18 protein-coding genes are annotated in these 21,240 nt (G+C 42.3%); 8 read left to right on the forward strand and 10 right to left on the reverse strand.

The annotated features are described in order from the left end of the window. Window positions 1-188 precede the first annotated feature (188 nt). Window positions 189-1,535: an ion transporter gene (locus NLZ44_RS01095; protein ID WP_493751606.1), complete on the forward strand. Its 1,347-nt coding sequence runs from the start codon at window positions 189-191 to the stop codon at window positions 1,533-1,535. A 24-nt stretch (window positions 1,536-1,559) separates the two neighbouring features. Here NLZ44_RS01095 and NLZ44_RS01100 read toward each other — a convergent pair whose 3' ends face one another. The 4 genes from NLZ44_RS01100 to NLZ44_RS01115 form a co-directional block, all read right to left on the reverse strand. Beyond that, window positions 1,560-1,841: a hypothetical protein gene (locus NLZ44_RS01100; protein ID WP_493751607.1), complete on the reverse strand. Its 282-nt coding sequence runs from the start codon at window positions 1,839-1,841 to the stop codon at window positions 1,560-1,562. Window positions 1,842-1,936: 95 nt separating this feature from the next. Beyond that, complete coding sequence (locus tag NLZ44_RS01105; protein WP_493751608.1) at window positions 1,937-2,608, reverse strand: response regulator transcription factor; 672 nt, start codon at window positions 2,606-2,608, stop codon at window positions 1,937-1,939. After that, window positions 2,605-4,062 (reverse strand): sensor histidine kinase, encoded by a 1,458-nt coding sequence (locus tag NLZ44_RS01110; protein ID WP_493751609.1) that lies wholly within the window; start codon window positions 4,060-4,062, stop codon window positions 2,605-2,607. Before NLZ44_RS01110 ends, NLZ44_RS01105 begins: the two co-directional genes overlap by 4 nt. A gap of 27 nt (window positions 4,063-4,089) precedes the next feature. Next, on the reverse strand, window positions 4,090-4,701 hold the full coding sequence (locus NLZ44_RS01115) for a cysteine dioxygenase family protein (RefSeq protein WP_493751610.1): 612 nt from the start codon (window positions 4,699-4,701) through the stop codon (window positions 4,090-4,092). A 256-nt stretch (window positions 4,702-4,957) separates the two neighbouring features. Here NLZ44_RS01115 and NLZ44_RS01120 point away from each other — a divergent pair, with 256 nt between their 5' ends. The 3 genes from NLZ44_RS01120 (at window position 4,958) to NLZ44_RS01130 (ending at window position 6,713) form a co-directional block, all read left to right on the forward strand. Further along, window positions 4,958-5,485 carry a TlpA family protein disulfide reductase gene (locus NLZ44_RS01120; protein ID WP_493751611.1) on the forward strand — a complete coding sequence of 176 codons (528 nt, stop codon included), beginning with the start codon at window positions 4,958-4,960 and terminating at the stop codon, window positions 5,483-5,485. A 121-nt stretch (window positions 5,486-5,606) separates the two neighbouring features. Beyond that, complete coding sequence (locus NLZ44_RS01125; protein WP_493751612.1) at window positions 5,607-5,807, forward strand: hypothetical protein; 201 nt, start codon at window positions 5,607-5,609, stop codon at window positions 5,805-5,807. Window positions 5,808-5,867: 60 nt separating this feature from the next. Beyond that, window positions 5,868-6,713: a cytochrome c biogenesis protein CcdA gene (locus tag NLZ44_RS01130; protein WP_493751613.1), complete on the forward strand. Its 846-nt coding sequence runs from the start codon at window positions 5,868-5,870 to the stop codon at window positions 6,711-6,713. Window positions 6,714-6,856: 143 nt separating this feature from the next. Here the strand turns inward: NLZ44_RS01130 and NLZ44_RS01135 are convergent, their stop codons facing one another. Next, on the reverse strand, window positions 6,857-8,455 hold the full coding sequence (locus NLZ44_RS01135) for an NAD(P)H-quinone oxidoreductase subunit 4 (RefSeq protein WP_493751614.1): 1,599 nt from the start codon (window positions 8,453-8,455) through the stop codon (window positions 6,857-6,859). A gap of 145 nt (window positions 8,456-8,600) precedes the next feature. After that, window positions 8,601-10,673, reverse strand: coding sequence for an NAD(P)H-quinone oxidoreductase subunit 5 (locus NLZ44_RS01140; RefSeq protein WP_493751615.1), 2,073 nt, complete (start codon window positions 10,671-10,673; stop codon window positions 8,601-8,603). A gap of 362 nt (window positions 10,674-11,035) precedes the next feature. Between NLZ44_RS01140 and NLZ44_RS01145 the strand changes: the two genes are divergently transcribed. After that, window positions 11,036-12,661, forward strand: a complete 1,626-nt coding sequence (locus NLZ44_RS01145; protein ID WP_493751616.1) for an NAD(P)H-quinone oxidoreductase subunit 4 — start codon at window positions 11,036-11,038, stop codon at window positions 12,659-12,661. 159 nt (window positions 12,662-12,820) lie between these two features. Here the strand turns inward: NLZ44_RS01145 and NLZ44_RS01150 are convergent, their stop codons facing one another. After that, the gene (locus tag NLZ44_RS01150; protein WP_006624788.1) at window positions 12,821-14,194 is read right to left on the reverse strand and encodes a UDP-glucose dehydrogenase family protein; all 1,374 of its coding nucleotides are present in this window, start codon (window positions 14,192-14,194) and stop codon (window positions 12,821-12,823) included. Between the two features lie 107 nt (window positions 14,195-14,301). Continuing rightward, complete coding sequence (locus NLZ44_RS01155) at window positions 14,302-15,240, reverse strand: UDP-glucuronic acid decarboxylase family protein (protein ID WP_006624789.1); 939 nt, start codon at window positions 15,238-15,240, stop codon at window positions 14,302-14,304. 133 nt (window positions 15,241-15,373) lie between these two features. Here NLZ44_RS01155 and NLZ44_RS01160 point away from each other — a divergent pair, with 133 nt between their 5' ends. After that, the gene (locus NLZ44_RS01160; RefSeq protein WP_493751617.1) at window positions 15,374-15,937 is read left to right on the forward strand and encodes a Uma2 family endonuclease; all 564 of its coding nucleotides are present in this window, start codon (window positions 15,374-15,376) and stop codon (window positions 15,935-15,937) included. A gap of 44 nt (window positions 15,938-15,981) precedes the next feature. Here the strand turns inward: NLZ44_RS01160 and NLZ44_RS01165 are convergent, their stop codons facing one another. Further along, complete coding sequence (locus NLZ44_RS01165) at window positions 15,982-16,992, reverse strand: pentapeptide repeat-containing protein (protein WP_493751618.1); 1,011 nt, start codon at window positions 16,990-16,992, stop codon at window positions 15,982-15,984. A gap of 355 nt (window positions 16,993-17,347) precedes the next feature. Between NLZ44_RS01165 and NLZ44_RS01170 the strand changes: the two genes are divergently transcribed. Next, a complete protein-coding gene (locus tag NLZ44_RS01170) occupies window positions 17,348-18,034 on the forward strand; it encodes a late competence development ComFB family protein (protein WP_493751619.1) in 687 nt (228 codons plus the stop codon). Between the two features lie 126 nt (window positions 18,035-18,160). Here the strand turns inward: NLZ44_RS01170 and NLZ44_RS01175 are convergent, their stop codons facing one another. Continuing rightward, the gene (locus NLZ44_RS01175; protein ID WP_493751620.1) at window positions 18,161-19,108 is read right to left on the reverse strand and encodes a calcium/sodium antiporter; all 948 of its coding nucleotides are present in this window, start codon (window positions 19,106-19,108) and stop codon (window positions 18,161-18,163) included. A 304-nt stretch (window positions 19,109-19,412) separates the two neighbouring features. Between NLZ44_RS01175 and argS the strand changes: the two genes are divergently transcribed. After that, window positions 19,413-21,170, forward strand: coding sequence for an arginine--tRNA ligase (argS, locus tag NLZ44_RS01180; RefSeq protein WP_146743214.1), 1,758 nt, complete (start codon window positions 19,413-19,415; stop codon window positions 21,168-21,170). The last annotated feature ends 70 nt before the right edge of the window (window positions 21,171-21,240 follow it).

Here is a 21,240-nt window from a genome sequence, read left to right on the forward strand (position 1 = left end):
AATTTTGAAAACACAAGTTTCTCAAGTGTTCCCCAAGTTTACCTCAGATACCATATCTATGCCATGGTTATATATAACCTCATATAACTTAAATTTTGATGAGACTAAGCTGAAAAATCCCTGAAAATTTTTAAAATTATCCCATGTTTGGTAATCGCGGATACAGTAAATCAGGAGAGATGATATAAATGCAAATCTTTGACCCAGAATCAAAAGAAGTTTTTTTATGGGAATGTTTATTAGTTTTGGTGATACTATACAATTTTATTGTTATCCCATTTCGCATAGCTTTTCAGACCACTACTTCCCATTTATGGTTAGGGATAGATTGTGGCGCGGACTTGGTTTTTATGATGGATATTTTCCTCAGATTTAGGATGGCATATATTGACCAAGGAGAATGTATTACAGACCTGAAAAAAATCGCTCAAAATTACCGGGCTACATATTTTAAAATTAACCTAGCTGCTAGTCTCCCGCTGGATTTAATGGCTAGGCTATTTTTTCCTCAATTATCAGTATTGATATTGGCTATCCTCAGAATACCGAGGCTGTTGAGACTGTCGCAATTTTTTAGAATTTTTCGGCGATGGGAAACTAATGTTAAAATTAATCCAGCCCTAGTGCGTATGACTGAGTTAGTCCTGATTATATTTCTGATTGATCATTGGGTAGCCTGTATCTGGTTTTGGATTGGTAAGTCAATGATTGCTTACGGAGACTCTTGGTTAATTAATTCTAACTTAGATACAGCCCCCATAGCTACCCAATATATGAAATCTCTATATTGGTCAATTACTACTTTAACAACTGTCGGTTATGGCGATATTACCCCCACCAGTAACTTAGAGATTGCATTTACTTTAGTTGTAATGATTTTGGGGGTGTCTATGTATGCGTTTATTATTGGTAATGTGGCTTCTGTGGTCAGTAGTTTAGATGCTAGTCAGGCTAGGTTTAGAGAACAACTTGATCAAGTTCAGTCTTATATGCGCGATCGCAAAATTCCCGCTTTTTTACAGGCGCAGGTTAGGGACTACTATCAATATCTGTGGGAATGCAACCGAGACACATCATTTGACCGGGATTTTCTTGATGAAATCCCCAATTCTTTAAAAACCAAAATTTATCTGTATTTGTATCAGGAATTATTGGAAAAAGTCCCCCTATTTAAAGATGCTGATCCGGCTTGTATTGAAGCCTTAGTGGTTAAACTAAAGCCGAGAATATTGCCACCTAATGACTATATAATTAGGGAGGAACAGTTAGGACATGAAATGTATTTTATCCAACGGGGAGAAGTGCAAGCCTTTTCCGAGAAAACTGGAAAAGTATATAGAATCATGTCAGCCGGGTCATTTTTTGGCGAAATTGCTCTACTTTATTCTACCCGTCGCACAGCTTCGGTTAAAACCCTCAGCTATTGTGAGCTTTTTGTGCTGTTAAAAGAAGATTTTGACAGTGTTTTAGAAAACTATCCGCAATTTTCTAAAAAAGTCAAAGAAATCGCCGAACAGCGATATAAAAATGAGTAATTAATCATCTAATTAATCACCAAATTATTGAACTTGTTGGATGCTAGAGTTACCCGGAGGTTGAGCATTAATATCCAATCGATTCATGATATAGACAACTCCCGCCGCAATAAACAACCCTAAAACTAAGCCAATAACTACTAAAGACAGAAAGGAATTTTTGAGATTTTTAACCACTCGCGGATCATATTCATTAAATTGCAGGTCTTCGATTTCTGATTCCGAGGGATGATGGATATTGCTTAATCCATTGGGGGATTGATGATCTTTATGAGAATTAGGGTTCTGATGAGAAAATGGATTCATGAGCTTTCCTGCTATCAACAAGACAACATGAGACAACATATAATTATATCATACTTATTGATTAATGACACCATGGTAGTTATTGAGGGTTAAGATCAACGCAAAACATAACCGACACCTCGGACAGTGTGTAACAGTCGTTTGGGATGGCTGTCTTCGAGTTTAATGCGTAAAGCTCTAATATAAACTTCAATAATATTTGATTCTCCCATAAAGTCATAACCCCAAACATGATCCAGAATTTGAGCGCGAGTCATTACTTGACGAGGATGGCGCAGTAACAACTCTAATAAGTCAAATTCTTTGACGGTTAATTCAATTAGTTGAGAGCCTCGATATACTTCCCTAGTAAGACGATTTAATTTCAAGTCCTCAAATTCCATAAAGTCCGGTGCTTCCGAATTGGTACGACGTAAGCGAGCCTTAACCCTAGCCAGCAATTCTTCGATGCTAAAGGGTTTAGTTACATAATCATCTGCTCCGGCGTTTAATCCAGTCACACGGTCTGGTATTTCATCTTTGGCGGTTAACATAATAATGGGAATTTGCACCCCAGTTTGTCTGAGACGTAAACATAAGTCTAATCCCGAAATACTAGGTAACATCCAATCTAAAATTAACAGATCTGGGTCAGAATTACGAGCCTTAGTTAAGCCTTCGATTCCATTAGGAGCAACTGTTACTTGATATCCCTCTAGGGTGAGTTCGGCGGCGATAAATTCAGCTAGTTTGGGGTCATCTTCTACCAGGAGAATATGCTGACTCATAGGTGAGATCTCCATAATGGTAATGTGATGGTGAATATACTACCATTTTGCGGTTGAGAACGGAGGGTGATTTTGCCTTTCATACCTTCTATTAAACTTTTGGCGATCGCCAATCCTAACCCCGTACCATCCCGAGAACGAGTCATGGACTCATCGGCTCGATAAAATCTTTCAAAAATCCGGTTTTGATGAGCTAAGGGAATGCCAATGCCATAATCGTGTATATGAATTATACCAGATTCGCTAGTTTTTTCTAAAACCAAATCAACGGACTGTTCAGACCCCGAATATTTCAGAGCATTATCAACCAAATTAATCAATACCTGTTGTAATCGGTCTTGGTCAGCACAAACCACTACATCCTCAGCCGTAGTTAATAGATTAATTTGGCGATCGCTTACTTTTTTAGTCATGGCGGTTACTTCTGCGACTAAAGTATTAAGAATAATTGGATTGCTTCTAAAGTGCAAATGACCACTATCTGCTCTGGCTAAATCTAGCAAATCCTGTAACATCCGAATAGTGCGTTCAGCTTCTGCTGTAGCTGTTTCTAATGCCTGTTGTTGATAGGTGCTTAAATTGGTACTCCGTCGCATTAAACTTTGTAAATAACCCACAACCACCGTTAAAGGTGTTCGCAGTTCATGGGAAACATTCCCGACAAATTGTCGTTGTTGATCCCAAGATTCAGATAGGCGAAATAACATCTGATTAAAAGCCTTAGCCAGCCCTAAAATTTCATCAGGTGCTTCGTGTAGTTGTAGTTGAGCAGCGCTCAAATCATCTGCGGATATAGCACTAGCTACTTGACTCATTTGCTGTAGGGGTTGCATCCCTTGGCGAATCCGTTGGGAAATTGCTACAATTAGGATTGAGATAGTCACCAGACTAATTATTAATAATCTCCATAATCCCGCCTGTAATTTTTGCTGGTCTCCGGTAATATCTTGAGATAAGTAAAGCCGACCAACTACTTGATTATTTAGAGTTAAAGGTGTCCCACATAAAACAATATGGCGATCGCCATATCTAATCACTTGTGGTTCTTCCGGAATTTCCGTAATAGATACCACCCCACGCAGTTCTGATAAATCACTATTAATATTAGAAGATTTAGCCAAAACTTGACCATCAGTATTTTGTACTAACACCAGCAATTCCGGTGTCGAAACTCGACGAATAGTCTGTTCTAATCCGGTTTCCAAAGATGCTGTCTGGGTATAAAGTTCAAGCTGTTCTGGAAACCGTCTAGCAATATATTCTAAAGTTTGTTTATGAACTGTCACTAAACTTTGTTCCATTTGCCAAGCTGCCCAAATCGAAACACTACCCAGCCCTAAAACCGAGAGTGTCACCAGTTCAAAAGTCAAACGAAACTGAAGAGAAGATGTTGACAAATTAACCCTAGGGAAACAATTAATAATCCCACGCAAGTAACGACGTATTTCCATCATATAAGCCTCAATTTAGACCATCAAAAATTAAAAAGTTTTCGCCATAAATTTAATCGGGTCAAACTCAAATCGCTGATTATAGTTAGTTTCACCATACAAATTAAAGCTAATCGTAGGTTCTGGGGAAATTGCCTCAATGTTATGAATAGCATCGGGGAGGAAACACAAAATATCACCTGCCATTATCTCCCGCTCATCCATAGGTTCAATTTTATCAGGAAATTCTGCCGTAGGAGACCGTCGCCAAAAACTATTTTTTTCCTTCCCACTAAGCAAAGCTACCAACCCCCAACAGCCATGATTATGAATAGGTGAAACTGTCCCAGAAGCCCAAGCTACTAATTGCACTGTTAAAGGAAAAAAGGGTTCATCGTATAACATCAAAACTTCCCAACCCGTTTCTGGGTTAGGTTCCAGCATAGGAATTTGTAGCCAAGAAGAACTGTTTAATAATTTCCGAACCAACGGACAAATTGCCTGTAGTCGTAGATAGTCTTCCGAAATATTTTCGACAATATCTTCGAGATTAGTTAAAAACCGATATAGTCGATAAGGATTAGATAATAGTTCCTCCTGAGTCCTCCAATCAACCGCCTTACATTTTCCATCATTAGTCGCTAACCAATTTTCACCTGTCATCAGATTACCCAAACTATATAGTTATACTCAATTGTGCTATTTAATCTTGAATTATAGCTACACTGTTACCTCAAAAGCTGATTTCTTGCTGATAACCAGATGAATTTTTGCTGAAATTATTTTTTATCTAATCTCCATCTATTTTTCAGATAATCCTCATATTTGTGGAATTTAATACAAATAACAGTTAACTAAGGCTATCAACTTAGTGACTGCTTCTTACCTATGTACAGTTAGAAAAATTTTGAGGTTCAATATGCGCCAACCATCGCCCCTATTATGGTTCTCCCTGTGTTTAAGTGGTATTTTCATCACTTTATCTCTGGTTACCGGGACACCACTCAGAGCATCTCAGAGTGTTAAAAACCAGGAAATCGCTCAAGTTAACCCCTGTGCTTCTGCTAATCCCTGTGCCGCTAAAGTGGGTAATGTGGGGGGTAGTTTAGCCCAAAAACTACAAGGTAAACCAGTAGTGGTAGATATTTATGCTAGTTGGTGTGCCGCCTGTAGAAATATTGCCCCCACCCTGGCTCAACTAAAACAACAATATAGAGATACTGCCCATTTTGTGGTTTTTGATGTCAGCGACCAAAGTAAAGCTAGTGCGGCAGAATCCCTGGCTCAAGAACTCGGATTAGCTGATTTTTTTGCAGCTAATAAAGCTCAAACCGGCATGGTAGCAATTATCGACCCAGCCACGGGTGATATTTTAGCACAACACCGCAATAATACTAACTTGGCTGATTATACTTCTGTACTTAATACAGCACTTTCTCAAAAATAAACAATCAGACATAAACAGGGTAATCAAAAATAAATTGTGGAAATTTTACCCGAAAACTACAACTCTGATTCAACAGTTAATTACTGATTACCCAATTCACATATTTGGAGGACTACAGAGCATGAATATTCACTATTTATCAACTTTGACCATAGTTTCAATTTTGAGTTTAGGAACAGTCGCAGCTTGCTCAAATCCTTGTGCTGCTAGAACCACCTCTCCTAATACAGATACAGAAATGCAAGCCGACCCCTGTGCTAGTAAAGCCGACCCCTGTGCTAGTAAAGCCGACCCCTGTGCTAGTAAAGCCGACCCTAGCTAGAAGGGTAAGTCAATCCATAATTTTCCCAAGTTAAGAATGCTGATACAGGAGATAATTGGCGTGAAGAAAACTACCTATATAGACCGAAAAGCCCCCAAATCCGCAAATTATCAAGGATGGAAAAAATGGCTAGTTTACATAGTTTTAGGATTACTAGCTTTGATGGTAGTTATCACTCTCGGACCAGTGATAAGTCATCCAATTGAACAAGTAATATCTCTAGTAGAAAACCGCTATCAACAGTGGTTTGAACAACAAAATACTGGTCATCCTGCTCTGTTATTGTTTTTGGCGTTTATTGGAGGACTTTTAGCCAGTGTATCTCCCTGTATTTTAGCTTTACTTCCTGTCAACCTCAGTTATATCGGAACTTTACAAATCAGCTCTCGATGGGATGCTTTTTCTAAGGCGAGTTTATTTGTCTTGGGAGCGGTGACAATTTTAAGTTTATTTGGTTTAGTTTCCTCCTTTGCGGGAGCGGTAATGGTGGACTACCGAGGCTATATCAATATCGCAGTGGGAATGATTATGGCATTGATGGGACTATGGTTAATGGGGTTAATTAATCTACCCCTACCACAAACAAATATTAATCTTCCTATAGCTGGACCATTAGGGGTAGGCTTAACTTTTGCTTTGGTGAGTTCTCCCTGCGCTAGTCCGGTATTATTTGCGGTATTAGCAGCAGCGGCGGGGACGGGCTCTCAACTGCTCGGAACGCTGACAATGGTGAGTTATGCTCTGGGATATACTCTATTGATTTTCCTGGCTAGTTTGTTTACTGGATTAGCAAAACAAAGCAAGCAGTTGTTAAACCATTCTGAAGGTATTATCCGCTTTGGTAGCGTAGCTTTAATGATGACAGGTGCTTACTATATCTTGACCGGAACTCAATGGTTTTTATGAGGGTATATTAATTACCAGAAATCAACGCAGCTATGGATGGTGTCAGTTAAGTTTATAGTTCTTATTCCTTGCTGTGGTATCATCAAAAAATCCCCCCAACTTCTGGGGGGATTATTAATTAGGTCTTGAATTGGTTAAATTGGTTAATTCTCAGACACGGACTTACCGATGATGGGAGCATTTAGAGAAACCAATTCTTGAGTATTGGTAGCAATGGGATTATTCTTAACCAAAGTGGGGACAGACTGCCGCATTAAAGCGGTGAGTTGAGTTGTGGTCGAATCATACATTTGTGTTACCACTTTGGGATATAACCCAATGCCAATTATCGGCACTAATAAACAGGCGATAACGAAGACCTCGCGGGGTTCTGCATCTACGAGTTTTTCGTGGGAGGTAAGTTCCTGATTTTCAGGACCATAGAGAATTTCCCGCAGCATGGACAGCAGATAAATTGGGGTAATAATTACACCTACGGCGGCGAGGAAGACGACTAAGACTTTAAAGGTGGCATTGTAAGCGTCACTGGTAGCAATACCAATAAACACCATTAATTCAGCCACAAATCCACTCATTCCAGGTAGGGCTAGAGATGCCATTGAACAAGTAGTCCACATGGCAAAAACTTTCTTCATCTTTAAACCAACCCCCCCCATTTCATCTAACATGAGGGTATGGGTGCGGTCATAAGTACAGCCGACCAGGAAGAATAAACTAGCCCCAATTAAGCCATGGGAAATCATCTGCAACATGGCACCACTGAGGCCTATTTCTGTGAATGAGCCCATACCAATTAACACAAACCCCATGTGAGAAATTGAGGAATAAGCAATTTTTCGCTTGAGGTTGCGTTGAGCGAAAGAAGTGAAGGCGGCATAGACGATGTTAACTACGCCTAAAATCACTAAAATGGGGGCGAAGGTGGCATGGGCATCGGGTAGCATTCCCACATTCATGCGTAGCAAGGCATAACCGCCCATTTTTAGGAGGATACCCGCTAGTAGCATATGGGCGGGGGCGGTAGCTTCTCCGTGGGCATCAGGTAGCCAGGTGTGAAGGGGAAAAATGGGTAATTTGACCCCGTATGCAATCAGAAAGCCACCATACAGGAGTAATTGTAGTTTAATGGGGAAGTCCTTAATGGCGATCGCCTGCATATCAAAGGTAACAGCATCGCCATAGAAAGCCATAGTCAGGGCTGCCACCAAAATAAACAGGGAACCGCCTGCGGTATACAAAATAAACTTAGTAGCCGCATACAGGCGCTTTTTACCGCCCCAAATTGAAAGAATTAGGTAAACCGGAACTAATTCCAACTCCCAAACCAGGAAGAATAACAACATATCCTGGACAGCGAAAACGGCAATCTGACCGCCATACATCGCCAACATTAGGAAGTAGAAAAGTTTGGGCTTAAAAGTCACTGGCCAAGCGGCTAAAATCGCTAGGGTGGTGATAAATCCGGTGAGGATAATTAGGGGCATAGATAAGCCATCAGCCCCCACGGACCAACTCAAACCGATTTCTGGCAGCCAGTCATAACGTTCTACCAACTGTAAACCGGGGGTATTCAAGTCATACCCAGTACAGAAGGCATAAACAATAATTGAAAAGTCAATCAATCCCACAATTAGGGCATACCAGCGCACCGTTTTCCCTTCTTTATCAGGGATAAACGGTAGAAAAAGTGATGCCACAATGGGAAACAGAATTGTAATCGTCAGCCAAGGAAAATTAGCCATTGTCATGTTTTAGTTGTCCTTTCACGCTTAGGACAAAAGCGCCAATCATTCACTACAAGATTGGGAAAGTGTTGTGAATCTAATGGTTAATTAAACCGGAGATTTTCCACTTCCCCAAATTACGGAAACACGGGGGTAATTGCAGTTAGCCAATGCCGGAAAATACGACAAAGCCGAGGACTGCTACAAATACAATTAGGGCGTAAAATTGAGCGCGACCATTCTCTAAGTATTTGAGACCTTCTCCGGTGACTAAAGCCACTAAACCTGTTAAGTTAACGGCACCATCAACAACTCGATAGTCAACTTCGAGAATTTGACGGGCGAGGCGGCGACTTCCTTTGACAAAAAGGAGGTCATTAATATCGTCGAGATACCATTTGTTTAGGGAGAATTGGTAAAGAGGTTGGATTTTTTTAGCGATCGCACTTGGATCAATTTGATGTTTCAAGTACATCAAGGATGCCAAAGTAATACCAATCAAAGCAATGCCAACGGAACTCCCCGCCATAATCACAAATTCGCCTAGTTCAAACTCAGCCAACTGTTCCATCACTTCCGATATTGACTCCCCGGGAGCGTGAATAAACATCTCGAAATAGTTATTAAAGGGAGTTCCTAATAACCCAATAAACACAGAGGGAACAGCCAAAGCCATCAAAGCAATAGTCATAGTCCAGGGAGACTCATGGGGAGTATCACTATGACCATGACCGTGATCATGACCATGACCATGATCATCGCTATGTAGTTCCTCTGGGTTCATCGCACCCGGACCAAAGGCATAATTAGGGCCATTAGCCTCCGCCGTTAGCTGTTGCTGTATGGTTGTATCATTACCCCGAAATTGACCTTCAAAGGTACTGAAATACATACGGAACATATAAAATGCCGTAATACCAGCCGTTAGCCAGCCTACCACCCACAGCGCCGGATTAGAAGCAAAGGCACTGCTGAGAATCTCATCTTTTGACCAGAAGCCAGCAAAGGGAGGAATGCCGCAAATAGCCAGAGTCCCAATCAAAAAGCAGGTGCTAGTGATGGGCATATATTTCCGCAGTCCCCCCATTAGTCGCATATCCTGGGCTAGAACCGGGTCGTGTCCGACTACGGCTTCCATACCATGAATAACCGAACCGGAACACAGGAACAACATTGCCTTAAAGTAGGCGTGGGTCATTAGGTGGAACAGTCCGGCGCTATAAGCACCGACACCCATTGCCATCACCATATAGCCTAGTTGGGAAATGGTGGAGTAGGCGAGTCCTTTTTTGATGTCGTTTTGGGTGATAGCGATACTAGCGCCTAGAAAGGCAGTAAAGCAACCTGTCCAGGCGATCATAGTCATCACCACGGGGATACCCTCAAACACCGGGTACATTCTGGCGATCAGGAATACCCCAGCCGCTACCATGGTGGCGGCGTGAATGAGAGCGGAAATCGGGGTCGGGCCTTCCATTGCGTCTGGAAGCCAAACATGGAGGGGAAATTGAGCCGATTTCGCCACGGGACCTAAGAACACTAGGATGGCAAATAGAGCAGCCAGCGCCCCACTAATGGACCCGCTTTCTACTAGGTGTTCTAGACGAGACCCCATTAACTCAAATTCAAAGGTGTTAGTCGCCCAATATAAACCGAGGATCCCTAACAGCAGACCGAAGTCACCGACACGGTTAGTGATGAAGGCTTTTTGACAGGCATCTGCTGCTGGTTTGCGATCGTACCAAAACCCGATCAGTAGGTAGGAAGATACCCCTACCAATTCCCAGAAAATATAGACTTGTAGCAGGTTGGGACAAACTACCAGACCCAACATAGACGAGCTAAATAGACTCAGATAGGCATAAAAACGAACATATCCTGGATCATGAGCCATATAGCCGTCGGTGTAGACCATTACCAATAGAGCTACAGTGCTGACGATCGCCAACATCACAGCGGTCAGATGGTCAATTGTGTAGCCCATACTGATTTTAAAGTCTCCCGCCGCCGCCCACTCAATTATACGAGTGTAGGATTCATGGCCGTTGATTTGACTGGCTAGGAGAGCAAAGGACAAAACCATTGATGCACCTAACAGGGAAATCAGGAATATAGCGCTTCCCTGTCTAATTTTGTTAGTGGCTTTGTTCAATGAGATTAGCCCTATGCCTACCAGCATTGCACCAAAGAGGGGCAACACCGGAATTAACCAGGCATATTGATAAAGGGGTTCCATAACTGATGACAGCTTTATACTTCTTAACAAATGGGTTAAACCGATCCCAATTGTGACACAGAGTTTGTCGCTTCTGAATAAATATCCATCTTTTTCAACCAAAGTCCCTAGAAATGGTCCACTGACACCCCCCAATTTAATAGACTCCAATAAGTTGACATACCTATAACCATAGACTATAATCAATCTATACAGTTAAGGATAACCCAGTAACAAAAAAAAATCAAGACCTGAAACCCTTACTGTGAAGCTGATTCAGACAATCTCGAAAAAATTTTCGCCAAAAGGCTTAACAAAACTTTACTCTTTGAGTATAATTCACTAACAAGCAAGCAATAGGTATTTATTCTCACACTCTGACCATGAGCAGTCAAATTCCCTGGTTAACAGCAATTATCCTATTTCCCCTATTGGCATCCTTTGCCATTCCCCTAATTCCCGACCGAGAAGGCAAAACTATCCGCTGGTATGCCCTAGGAGTCGGTTTGCTCGACTTAGTTCTGACAATTGTATGCTTCTTTTCTAACTACAATCTCAACGATTCAACATTCCAACTAGCCGAAACCTATAGTTGGATTCCCCAATTAGGCATGAACTGGTCAGTAGCAGTAGACGGCCTATCAATGCCCCTAATCGTGCTAACAGGTTTCGTTAATACATTAGCTATTCTAGCTTCCTGGCGCGTCACCAACAAGCCCAGACTATTTTATTTTCTCTTATTGGTGCTGTACTCCGCCCAAATGGGGGTATTCGCAGCCCAAGACCTGCTATTATTCTTCCTGATGTGGGAACTAGAACTGGTTCCCGTTTATATCCTGATTTCCATCTGGGGTGGACCCAAGCGCCTCTATGCAGCTACTAAATTCATCCTATATACTGCCCTAGGTTCCATCTTCATCCTCGCCGCCGCCCTAGCCATGGCATTCTACGGCTCCAACCCCAGTTTCGACATTAGCACCCTCGCTCACAAAAACTATCCCCTAGCCTTAGAATTATTCCTGTATGCAGGCTTCCTAATTGCCTTCGCCGTCAAACTCCCTATCTTCCCCCTCCACACATGGCTACCTGATGCTCATAGCGAAGCATCCGCCCCTGTATCAATGATTCTAGCGGGTGTTCTCCTGAAAATGGGTGGTTACGGCTTAATCCGCATGAACATGGAAATGCTACCCAACGCTCACCTGTATTTTGCCCCAATTCTGGCAATTCTAGGAGTGGTTAATATTGTCTACGGTGCATTAAGCGCCTTTGCTCAAGATAACCTCAAACGTCGATTAGCTTGTTCCTCTATCTCTCACATGGGTTTTGTCCTCCTGGGTATTGCTTCCTTAACTGAATTGGGACTTAACGGCGCGGTTCTGCAAATGATTTCCCACGGTTTAATCGCCGCCATGCTGTTCTTCTTAGCAGGTGTTACCTACGAACGTACCCACACCCTATCAATGGCAAAATTAGGCGGTATGGCTAAGGATATGCCTAAAGTGTTTGCCCTCTTCACTGCTGGTTCAATGGCTTCTTTAGCACTACCTGGAATGAGTGGTTTTGTCGGAGAATTAACTATCTTCCTCGGTATCACAACTAGCGATATCTACAGTTCCAGCTTCAAAATTGTAGTGATTGGTTTAGCTGCTGTCGGTCTGATTTTAACCCCCATTTATTTACTGAACCTATTGCGGGTGGTCTTCTACGGTGAAAATAGTGGCGGATTCAACATTGATAAATATCTGGGAGATGCGAAACCTCGCGAAGTGATGATTGCCACCTGTTTGCTATTACCAATTATCGGGATTGGTTTATATCCCAAAGTAGCGACTCAAACCTATGATGTGAAAACTGTTGAAGTTGCTTCTCAAGTGCGTGAAATCTTCCCGGTATTTGCTCAACAACAACGCGGTTCGGTGCTTTACTCAGGCGGGTTTGTAGCTCCCAAAATCGCCCCCGATACCTCGGTAGAAGCTCTCCTACCTACTAACGATTCTAACGCCTAGAATCGTGTGTAATTAACCGCTAAATCAACAAATAAATAAAGACGGAAGGTTGGTAATATCTTCCGTCTTTTAATTGGGGAGAAACCAGATTTATCAATATATCCAATATATCTCTTTCTGATTAGTGATAATTAGCAGATTAAACTAACTCATGATAAGTTAGTGTCCAATTCCCACATATTGGAAACCAAGTTCTTGGAGTTTTTCGCGGTCTAAGAAATTCCGACCATCGATGATAACAGGACTGTGCATAGATTTAACCATTTTGGCATAGTTAAGGTTTTGGAACTGTTCCCAATCGGTTACTAAGACCAAAGCATCACAACCCTCAGCCATCAATTCTGGGTCGGTTTCCACCATCACATTAGACAGACCATGACGCATTCCGCTTTGGGAAATAATCGGGTCATAGGCTTTCACCCTGGCTCCCAAACGGCTGAGTTGTTCAATCAAATTCAAAGCGGGTGCATCCCGCATATCATCAGTATCCGGCTTAAAGGTTAACCCCAGTAAACCAATGGTTTTCCCTTTCAGAATTTTGAGAACTTGCTGCAATTTTTCGATCGCAATTACCCGCTGCTGATTATTGACCTCTACGGCTGATTTCAACAGTTTGGCATCATAATTATAATCATCGGCGGTATGAATTAAAGCCGAGACATCTTTAGGGAAACAGGACCCCCCCCAACCAATACCAGCTTGCAGGAATTTGTTACCAATACGGGAGTCTAAACCGATACCAGTGGCTACCTGTTTAACATCAGCACCAACGCGATCGCAAATATTGGCGATTTCATTAATAAAACTGATTTTAGTCGCCAGGAAGGAATTAGCCGCATATTTGACCATTTCCGCAGAACTTAAATCAGTCATCACCACCGGAACCGGAGGTAAATCGGGATCATCAGCATATTTACGGTCTACAATGGGTTGATATAATTCCTGCATCAGACCCAAAGCCTTTTGGCTATTGCTTCCCAAAACAATGCGATCGGGATTAAAAGTATCAAAAATCGCCGAACCTTCCCGCAGAAATTCCGGGTTACTAACCACATCAAACTGCAATTCTCCCGCCGACCCAGAAGTTCCTTGTTCCTTTTGTTGTTCAGTAAAACCATCAAGAACAATCATCCGCACCCAGTCCCCCGAACCGATAGGAACCGTAGACTTATTCACCACCACCTTATAACCAGATCCACGGGTCAAATTAGCGCCAATTCCTCGCGCCACTGCTTCCACATATCGAGTGTCACTTTCTCCTGTTGGTAGGGGAGGGGTTCCCACCGCAATAAACAAAATATCCCCATGTTCAACCCCAGCTTTCAGGTCAGAAGTAAAAGACAACTTCCCAGACTCCGCACAGGACTTCATCAACTCCGAAAGTCCCGGCTCATAAATTGGGGACTGTCCCGACTTCATCAACTTAACTTTTTCTTCGTTGTTGTCCACACAAATCACATCATGACCTGTATGAGCCAAACAAACCCCGGTTACTAAACCCACATATCCAGTACCGATTACACAAACACGCATACAAACTTCCTCAAATGATTGATACAACAGGAGTTATAGCAGTGCCATGATTTATTAGCACAACCATTTAGAATTGTAGAAGACCCATCAATCGGCAATTACCTAAACTACTTACTCTCAAGGATAACCCGACTCCGAAAATCTTCAATGGTTAGCTCGAGTCCATCATCTAAATGTACCGTAGGTTCCCAATTAAGATACTTCTTGGCTTTGGTAATATCCGGTTGTCGCTGCTTCGGATCATCTTGGGGTAAGGGTTTATATTGAATCTCGGCATCAGGATTAATCATCTGTTGAATTTTGGTAGCCAACTCCAAAATCGTATATTCTCCCGGATTACCCAAATTAACTGGCCCTATATACTCCCCATTCATCAGGCGAATCAGTCCTTCCACCAAATCCGAAACATAGCAAAAACTACGGGTTTGGGAACCATCACCATAAACTGTTAAAGGAATTCCCCGGATAGCTTGGACAATAAAATTGCTCACCACCCGTCCATCATTTTCCAGCATACGGGGTCCAAAGGTATTAAAGATGCGCGCCACCCTAATATCTACCTTATTTTGATGGTAGTAGTCAAAAGCCAGAGTTTCCGCTACCCGTTTCCCCTCATCATAACAGGAACGGGGACCAATACAGTTAACATTACCCCGATACTCTTCAGTTTGGGGGTGAACATCTGGATCTCCGTAAACTTCTGAGGTGGAAGCCAGCAAAAATCGAGCCTTGACCCGTTTGGCTAAACCCAGCATATTCAAAGTCCCCATGACATTAGTTTTAATGGTCTTGACCGGGTTGTATTGATAATGTACTGGGGAAGCAGGACAAGCCAAGTGATAAATCTGATCCACCTCTAGGCGAATTGGCTCAGTGATATCATGGCGGATCAGTTCAAAGTAAGGATTCCCTATCCATTTAAGAATATTCTGCTTATTCCCCGTGAAAAAGTTGTCCAGACACAGAACATCGTGTTTCTGTTCCATTAGTCGGTCAATCAAATGGGAACCAATAAATCCGGCTCCACCCGTTACTAATATTCTCATACCCTCAACTCCTACTTGGCTGAATGTCCTAAACTGTAGATGTTATAGTTGGTTTAGGCTCAACTTAGTGGCCATGTATGCCAACTCATCTCTTGTCTAAGATACAATCCAGTTTACTCTTAACAGAACTGACATGATTACAATTGCTCAACCTCAGCTTGAGTTGGAGGAGTTTCTGAAACTTCCGGAAACTAAGCCAGCTTCAGAATTTATCAATGGAGAAATTACTCAGAAAGTTATGCCACAGGGAGAACATAGCAGACTACAGGGGAAACTTGGCGGCGCGATTAATCAGGTAACAGAAACAGACAAAATTGCTTATGCTTTTCCTGAATTGCGCTGCACTTTTGATGGCAGGTCAATTGTGCCAGATATTTCTGTATTTCGCTGGTCCAGGATTCCTCGCGAACCTTCCGGGAGAATTGCTAATCGCTTTCAAACATATCCTGACTGGTGTATTGAAATTTTGTCCCCAGAACAAAACTTGACCAGAGTTCTGTCTAAGTTGTTATTGTGTTCAAGAAATGGTACGGAGTTGGGATGGTTAATTAATCCAGATGAAGATGGCAGTGTCATCCTGGTGTTTCCTGAACAAAAAATAGAGTTGTATGAGGGAGATACTGTGCTACCTGTTTTGGATGGTATCCAGTTGGAATTAACACCCAATCAAATTTGGGGATGGTTGAGTTTTGATTGAACTATCCCCAATTTATGGGTATCTTTATTGCCATAATGGTAGATTTAGGTCAACTCTTCTGGGTTGACCAATGATGAGTCTTGAGGTAGTCCTAAACTCAAGAGAAAAGTCTTAGAATAACGAGCCTGTTCCCAATTTTTGGCTACTCTAATTTGTTGGGGGGTTAATCCCTGAGCATTTTGCAGGTTAGCGCTTTGTAAATTGGTTTCTTCAAAATTCACCCCGGTTAAATTGGCATCTTTAAGATTGACTCCCCGCAGGTTGGCTCGTTTAAAGTTGGCATCCTGAAGATAGGCTCCCTGAAGGTTTGCACCTTTTAAATTTGCTTCTTGAAAGTTGGCTCCTTGTAAGTTTCCTAAAATATAGGCTCCCTGTAGGTTGGCTTGCTGTAAATTAGCTTCTAATAAATTGACTCCCTGAAGTTCAGCATTTTCTAAGTTGGCTGCATTTAGGTTGACTTTCTGGAGTTGGGTGAGTAGAAAAAAACATTCCTGTAAATTGGCTTTCCATAGGTTAGCGCCTTGGAGTTGGGTGAGTTCAAAGGTACTGCCTTTTAGGTTGGCTTCCTGGAGTTTAGCGGTTTTTAGATTTGCTTCTTTGAAGTCGGTGTCTACCAAGGTCACTTGTTCCAGATCCGCCATTGGTAAAGATAAGCCTTTAAGACTTACTCCGTCTTTGGATAATTCTTCTAAGGCTTTAATGCGAGCATGGCTAATTTTAATGCCTTGAGCTGAGTCAATGACTTGCCATGCTTCGTAATGAGATTTCTTTTTTCCTTGTCTGACATAAATTACTAATGCTGTGACAATACTGATGCTTTCAAATGTGCCAAGAATTCGGGACTTTTCTAGGGCATTTATAAAGAATTTACCCCATTCTGTGTTGGCTTGTAGGGTGTCTTCTATATATAGGATTGCAGAAATTAACAGGAAAACAGCTACTAAAATTAACACGATTTCTATCAATTCTCGCAGTAGTTTGGCTAGGGATCTCACCAGTTTAGATAGTTGTCTGCGGTTGAATATTTTGGATAACTGCAATTTTAATCTATTCATAATATGTTAATATATCTTGAGTCTAAATTTTGACAAACTAGGTGTTAGTAAAATTTACTATCTATTATAAATCTAATGTCACGACAAATATCAGGACTAAAAGTACATCCCTCAAGGTGACTAGCCAGCTCATCAGATCATGGTCCTGTCACTTGTCTTGGGAGAATTGGTAAGGGGTTATGCCCATGATGGGTATAACCCCTTATTATATTGTTGTTCTTTACAAACCTCTGGGATTTATAAAATTTGCTCAAAATTGCGTAAATTTTTGATAAGGAGACAGAGAATCTTGAGCAAATCCAGAAGTAATATGCTATTGATTTAAATATAGAACTATTACTATAGAATTGATTAAATGAATACTACTAACGATAACAAACCGCCAAAATACCAAAATGTGATGGAGATTTGGGTAGATGAAGAAATTGATCGTCAGTTACAGCGTCTGTCACAGAATTTACTAAAGTATATTAGTCGGGTTGAAGTAGCAACCTATGCTCTTAACCGTCTGCCGCCGTTGTATGCGTCTTGTCAGGAGGGTAGAAACAAACAGGAGCAACGAGCGAAAACCTACAGGGGTAAAATCCAAGAAACGGTGCGTCAGGCGATCGCTGCTGTTCAGCGAGATCCAATTAGATTATCCACTCCGTTGATATCTCCCGAAGAAGTCCAGTACGAGCAAACTATCCGGGAACTAATAGATTTGTTACCGAAACAAACAGATGCTCGTAACAGTGCGATTAAACTGCTCAAGGATGCGATCGCACCATTAGCATCTCCCCCGACTTCTCCTACTCCTCCTCCCCCTCCGCCTCGGAGAACTGTAGCGGGTCGGAAAGTTCCCAGTGAACCGCTTCTGAGTCACCGAGATCAGATTCAAGAGCAGCTTAGAATTGCCAAAACGGTGAACCGTGATCCTTCTGAGTCATCGGGAACCGAGAAAACAGGCGATCGCGGTTGGCCACAGTCCCGCCAAACCACCGTCAGTCATCGAGAGCAAATCGAAGAACAGCTTAAACTGGCAAAAAAAAGCCAACTCTGATGATTCTGACGCAGCCAAATCAACTTGAGACTCCCTTCGCCTCTGTTAATCATCAGTAGGAGCGAAAAATCTCCCCCCTACTGATGACTGGCTATTGGTTGGGGGAGTTAGTCTGCTGGGGACAGTTTATAACCAGCCAAAAATGTGACCAACAAACCAACCGTAAAGCACAAAAAATAGCAATCCTTCCCATTGTGTTACCTGTTTATCTTGGGTGACAAAGAAAAACAGTAAAGTCGCCGCCAGCATGACCGGAAGAGCATTAACTAAGATATCATCAGGGATATCTAACGGTTTAATCAGTCCCGGCACTCCCATAACGATTAAGGAGTTAAAAATATTGGAGCCGACCACATTTCCGATCGCCACTTCTGCATTACCTTTTCGAGCGGCAGAAATCGTGACTACCAACTCCGGTAAAGATGTCCCTAAAGCCACCACAGTAACGGCAATAATCTCAGTTCCCAGATGGAAAATTTCCGAGAGTTTAATAATCGATTCAATGGTATAGTTAGCGCCGACAAAGATAAAAACCGCGCCCAAAATCACAATCGCCAAATTCACAATCACAAATCGAGTAGAGTTCACCTCATCGTCAATTTGCTGGTTATTATCCTCTTGACCTTCTCGGATAATATAAATCAGATAAATCACAAATCCGATGAGACATAACAGAGCTTCTCCGGTGGAAAAAACATCATCACTAATGGTAAAATAGAGCAGAATAGCGGAGCCAACCAACATAGGTAGATCCACAGAAATCAGGTCATAATTAATCTTCATCGGACTACTGATAACGGCCGCAACCCCAACAATCAGAAAAATATTAGTAATATTAGAACCAATAACATTACTAGCTACAATTTCTGAGGTATCTCGATAAACGGCTACCAGAGAAGAAACCAGTTCAGGAAGAGAGGTACCGATCGCCACAATGGTCACGCCCACAATAAACGGACTCAAGCCGAAAAATAGCCCCAGTTTACTAGCTGATTCTGTAAAGGAATCCGAGGCATAGATCAGAACCGCCAGACTAACTGCAAAAATCCCTATCCAAATAAGTGCTTCTAACATTTTGACTGCCTGTTGTCCATGAAGTAAATAGTGAGCCCCAAGAGAGCGCGGTTTAATTTATTTTTATTTTATATGGCTTGTGTATATTTGGGTAAATATAGATTCTGTTCTGTGAAAAAACCGGGATTTAATAGTCCATAAATCCACATAACTAAACAACGAAGAGTTGACCTAATGCGATAAAATCAGCCAGTATAGATGTTGATCACCCTTGAGGATGGTCAAAGGGCCGATTTGTATATAATCGGCAAAAAATATCATGTTTTCTGTAATCCAACCACTGCGTAATCGGCAGCCGAAAATTATGTCTTCTCTAATCCAACAGATGCGATCGCGATTTGAAACAGCCCTAACTGATGCCTTTGGGGAAACCGTCAGCGGGACTGATCCATTAATAGTTAACAGCAGTAACCCCAAATTCGGGGATTATCAGTGCAACGTTGCCATGTCCCTAACCAAAAGGCTCAAAAGTAACCCTCGCCAGATAGCCAGCACCATTATAGAGCATCTTCAAATTGATGATATCTGCTCCCCTCCAGAAATTGCCGGACCTGGGTTTATCAATTTGCGCCTCAAATCAGAGTACCTAGAAACCCAACTTAATGCTAAATTAACTGACCCTCGGTTAGGAATCGCCCCGAATGGAAACCCACAAAACGTGATTGTAGACTTTTCTAGCCCCAATATTGCCAAAGAAATGCACGTTGGTCATTTGCGATCGACCATTATCGGGGACTGTATCGCCCGGATTTTAGAGTTTGAAGGTCATCAGGTGCTACGACTGAATCACGTTGGCGACTGGGGGACACAATTCGGGATGTTGATTACTTACCTACAGGAAAAATACCCCTCAGCCTTAACTACTGCTGACGTTTTAGATATTGGGGATTTAGTCGAGTTTTACCGTCAAGCCAAAAAGCGGTTTGATGAAGATGAAGAGTTTAAAGAAGCCTCTCGCGATCAGGTAGTCCGTTTACAATCAGGATCCGAGGATAGTCGCCGCGCCTGGGAATTACTTTGTGATCAGTCTCGCCGGGAGTTTCAACAAATCTATGATCGCCTTGATATTAAACTCACCGAAAGGGGTGAATCATTTTATAATCCCATGTTGGCGGAAGTGGTGGCGGATTTGGAAGCATCTGGGTTATTGGTGGAAGACCAAGGCGCAAAATGCGTATTTTTAGAAGGATTTACCAATAAGGAAGGAGACCCCCTACCATTAATCGTGCAGAAGTCCAATGGCGGCTATAACTACGCTACTACGGATTTGGCCGCGGTGCGTCATCGGATTAACACGGAAGGTGCTACTCGTCTAATTTATGTCACTGATGCAGGTCAGGCTAATCATTTCGCCCAGGTGTGGCAGGTGGCCCGTCGGGTGAGGTGGATACCCGATGGGGTGGATGTGGTCCATGTTCCCTTTGGTCTCGTTAAGGGAGAGGATGGGAAAAAGCTAAAAACTCGGTCTGGGGAAACGGTCAGGCTGCGGGATCTTTTGGACGAAGCGGTTAAACGCGCTCAGGAGGATTTGGAAACTCGCCTACAGCAGGAAGGACGCGCAGAGTCTCCAGAATTTGTGCATCATGTGGCGGAGGTGGTTGGTATTGATGCGGTCAAATATGCTGATTTGAGTCAAAATCGCACCAGTGATTATATCTTTAGTTTTGATAAGATGCTGTCTCTACAGGGTAACACGGCTCCCTATATGTTATATGCCTATGTGCGGATTCAGGGGATTAGCCGTAAGGGGAGTATTGATTTTGAACAGGTGGGGGATAGGGCGAGTATTCATTTACAAGACCCTTCTGAGTTGACTTTGGCTAAACATTTACTACAATTACATGAGGTTATCGATACCGTGGCCCAAGAGTTGTTGCCGAATCGATTGTGTCAGTATCTGTTTGAATTGAGCCAGAAGTTTAATCAGTTTTACGATCGCTGTCCAGTTTTGAAAGCTGATGAATGCGATCGCGCTTCTCGTTTAGCTTTGTGTCACTTAACGGCTGAAACTTTGAGGCTGGGTCTATCTCTATTGGGGATTTCGGTATTAGATCGAATGTAAGGGCTTTGCCTAAACTTTACAAATTTTTGCATAAAGTTCACACAATATGCTTGTTTTTTGTGCTTCTATA

The organism is Arthrospira sp. PCC 9901 (assembly GCF_059013425.1).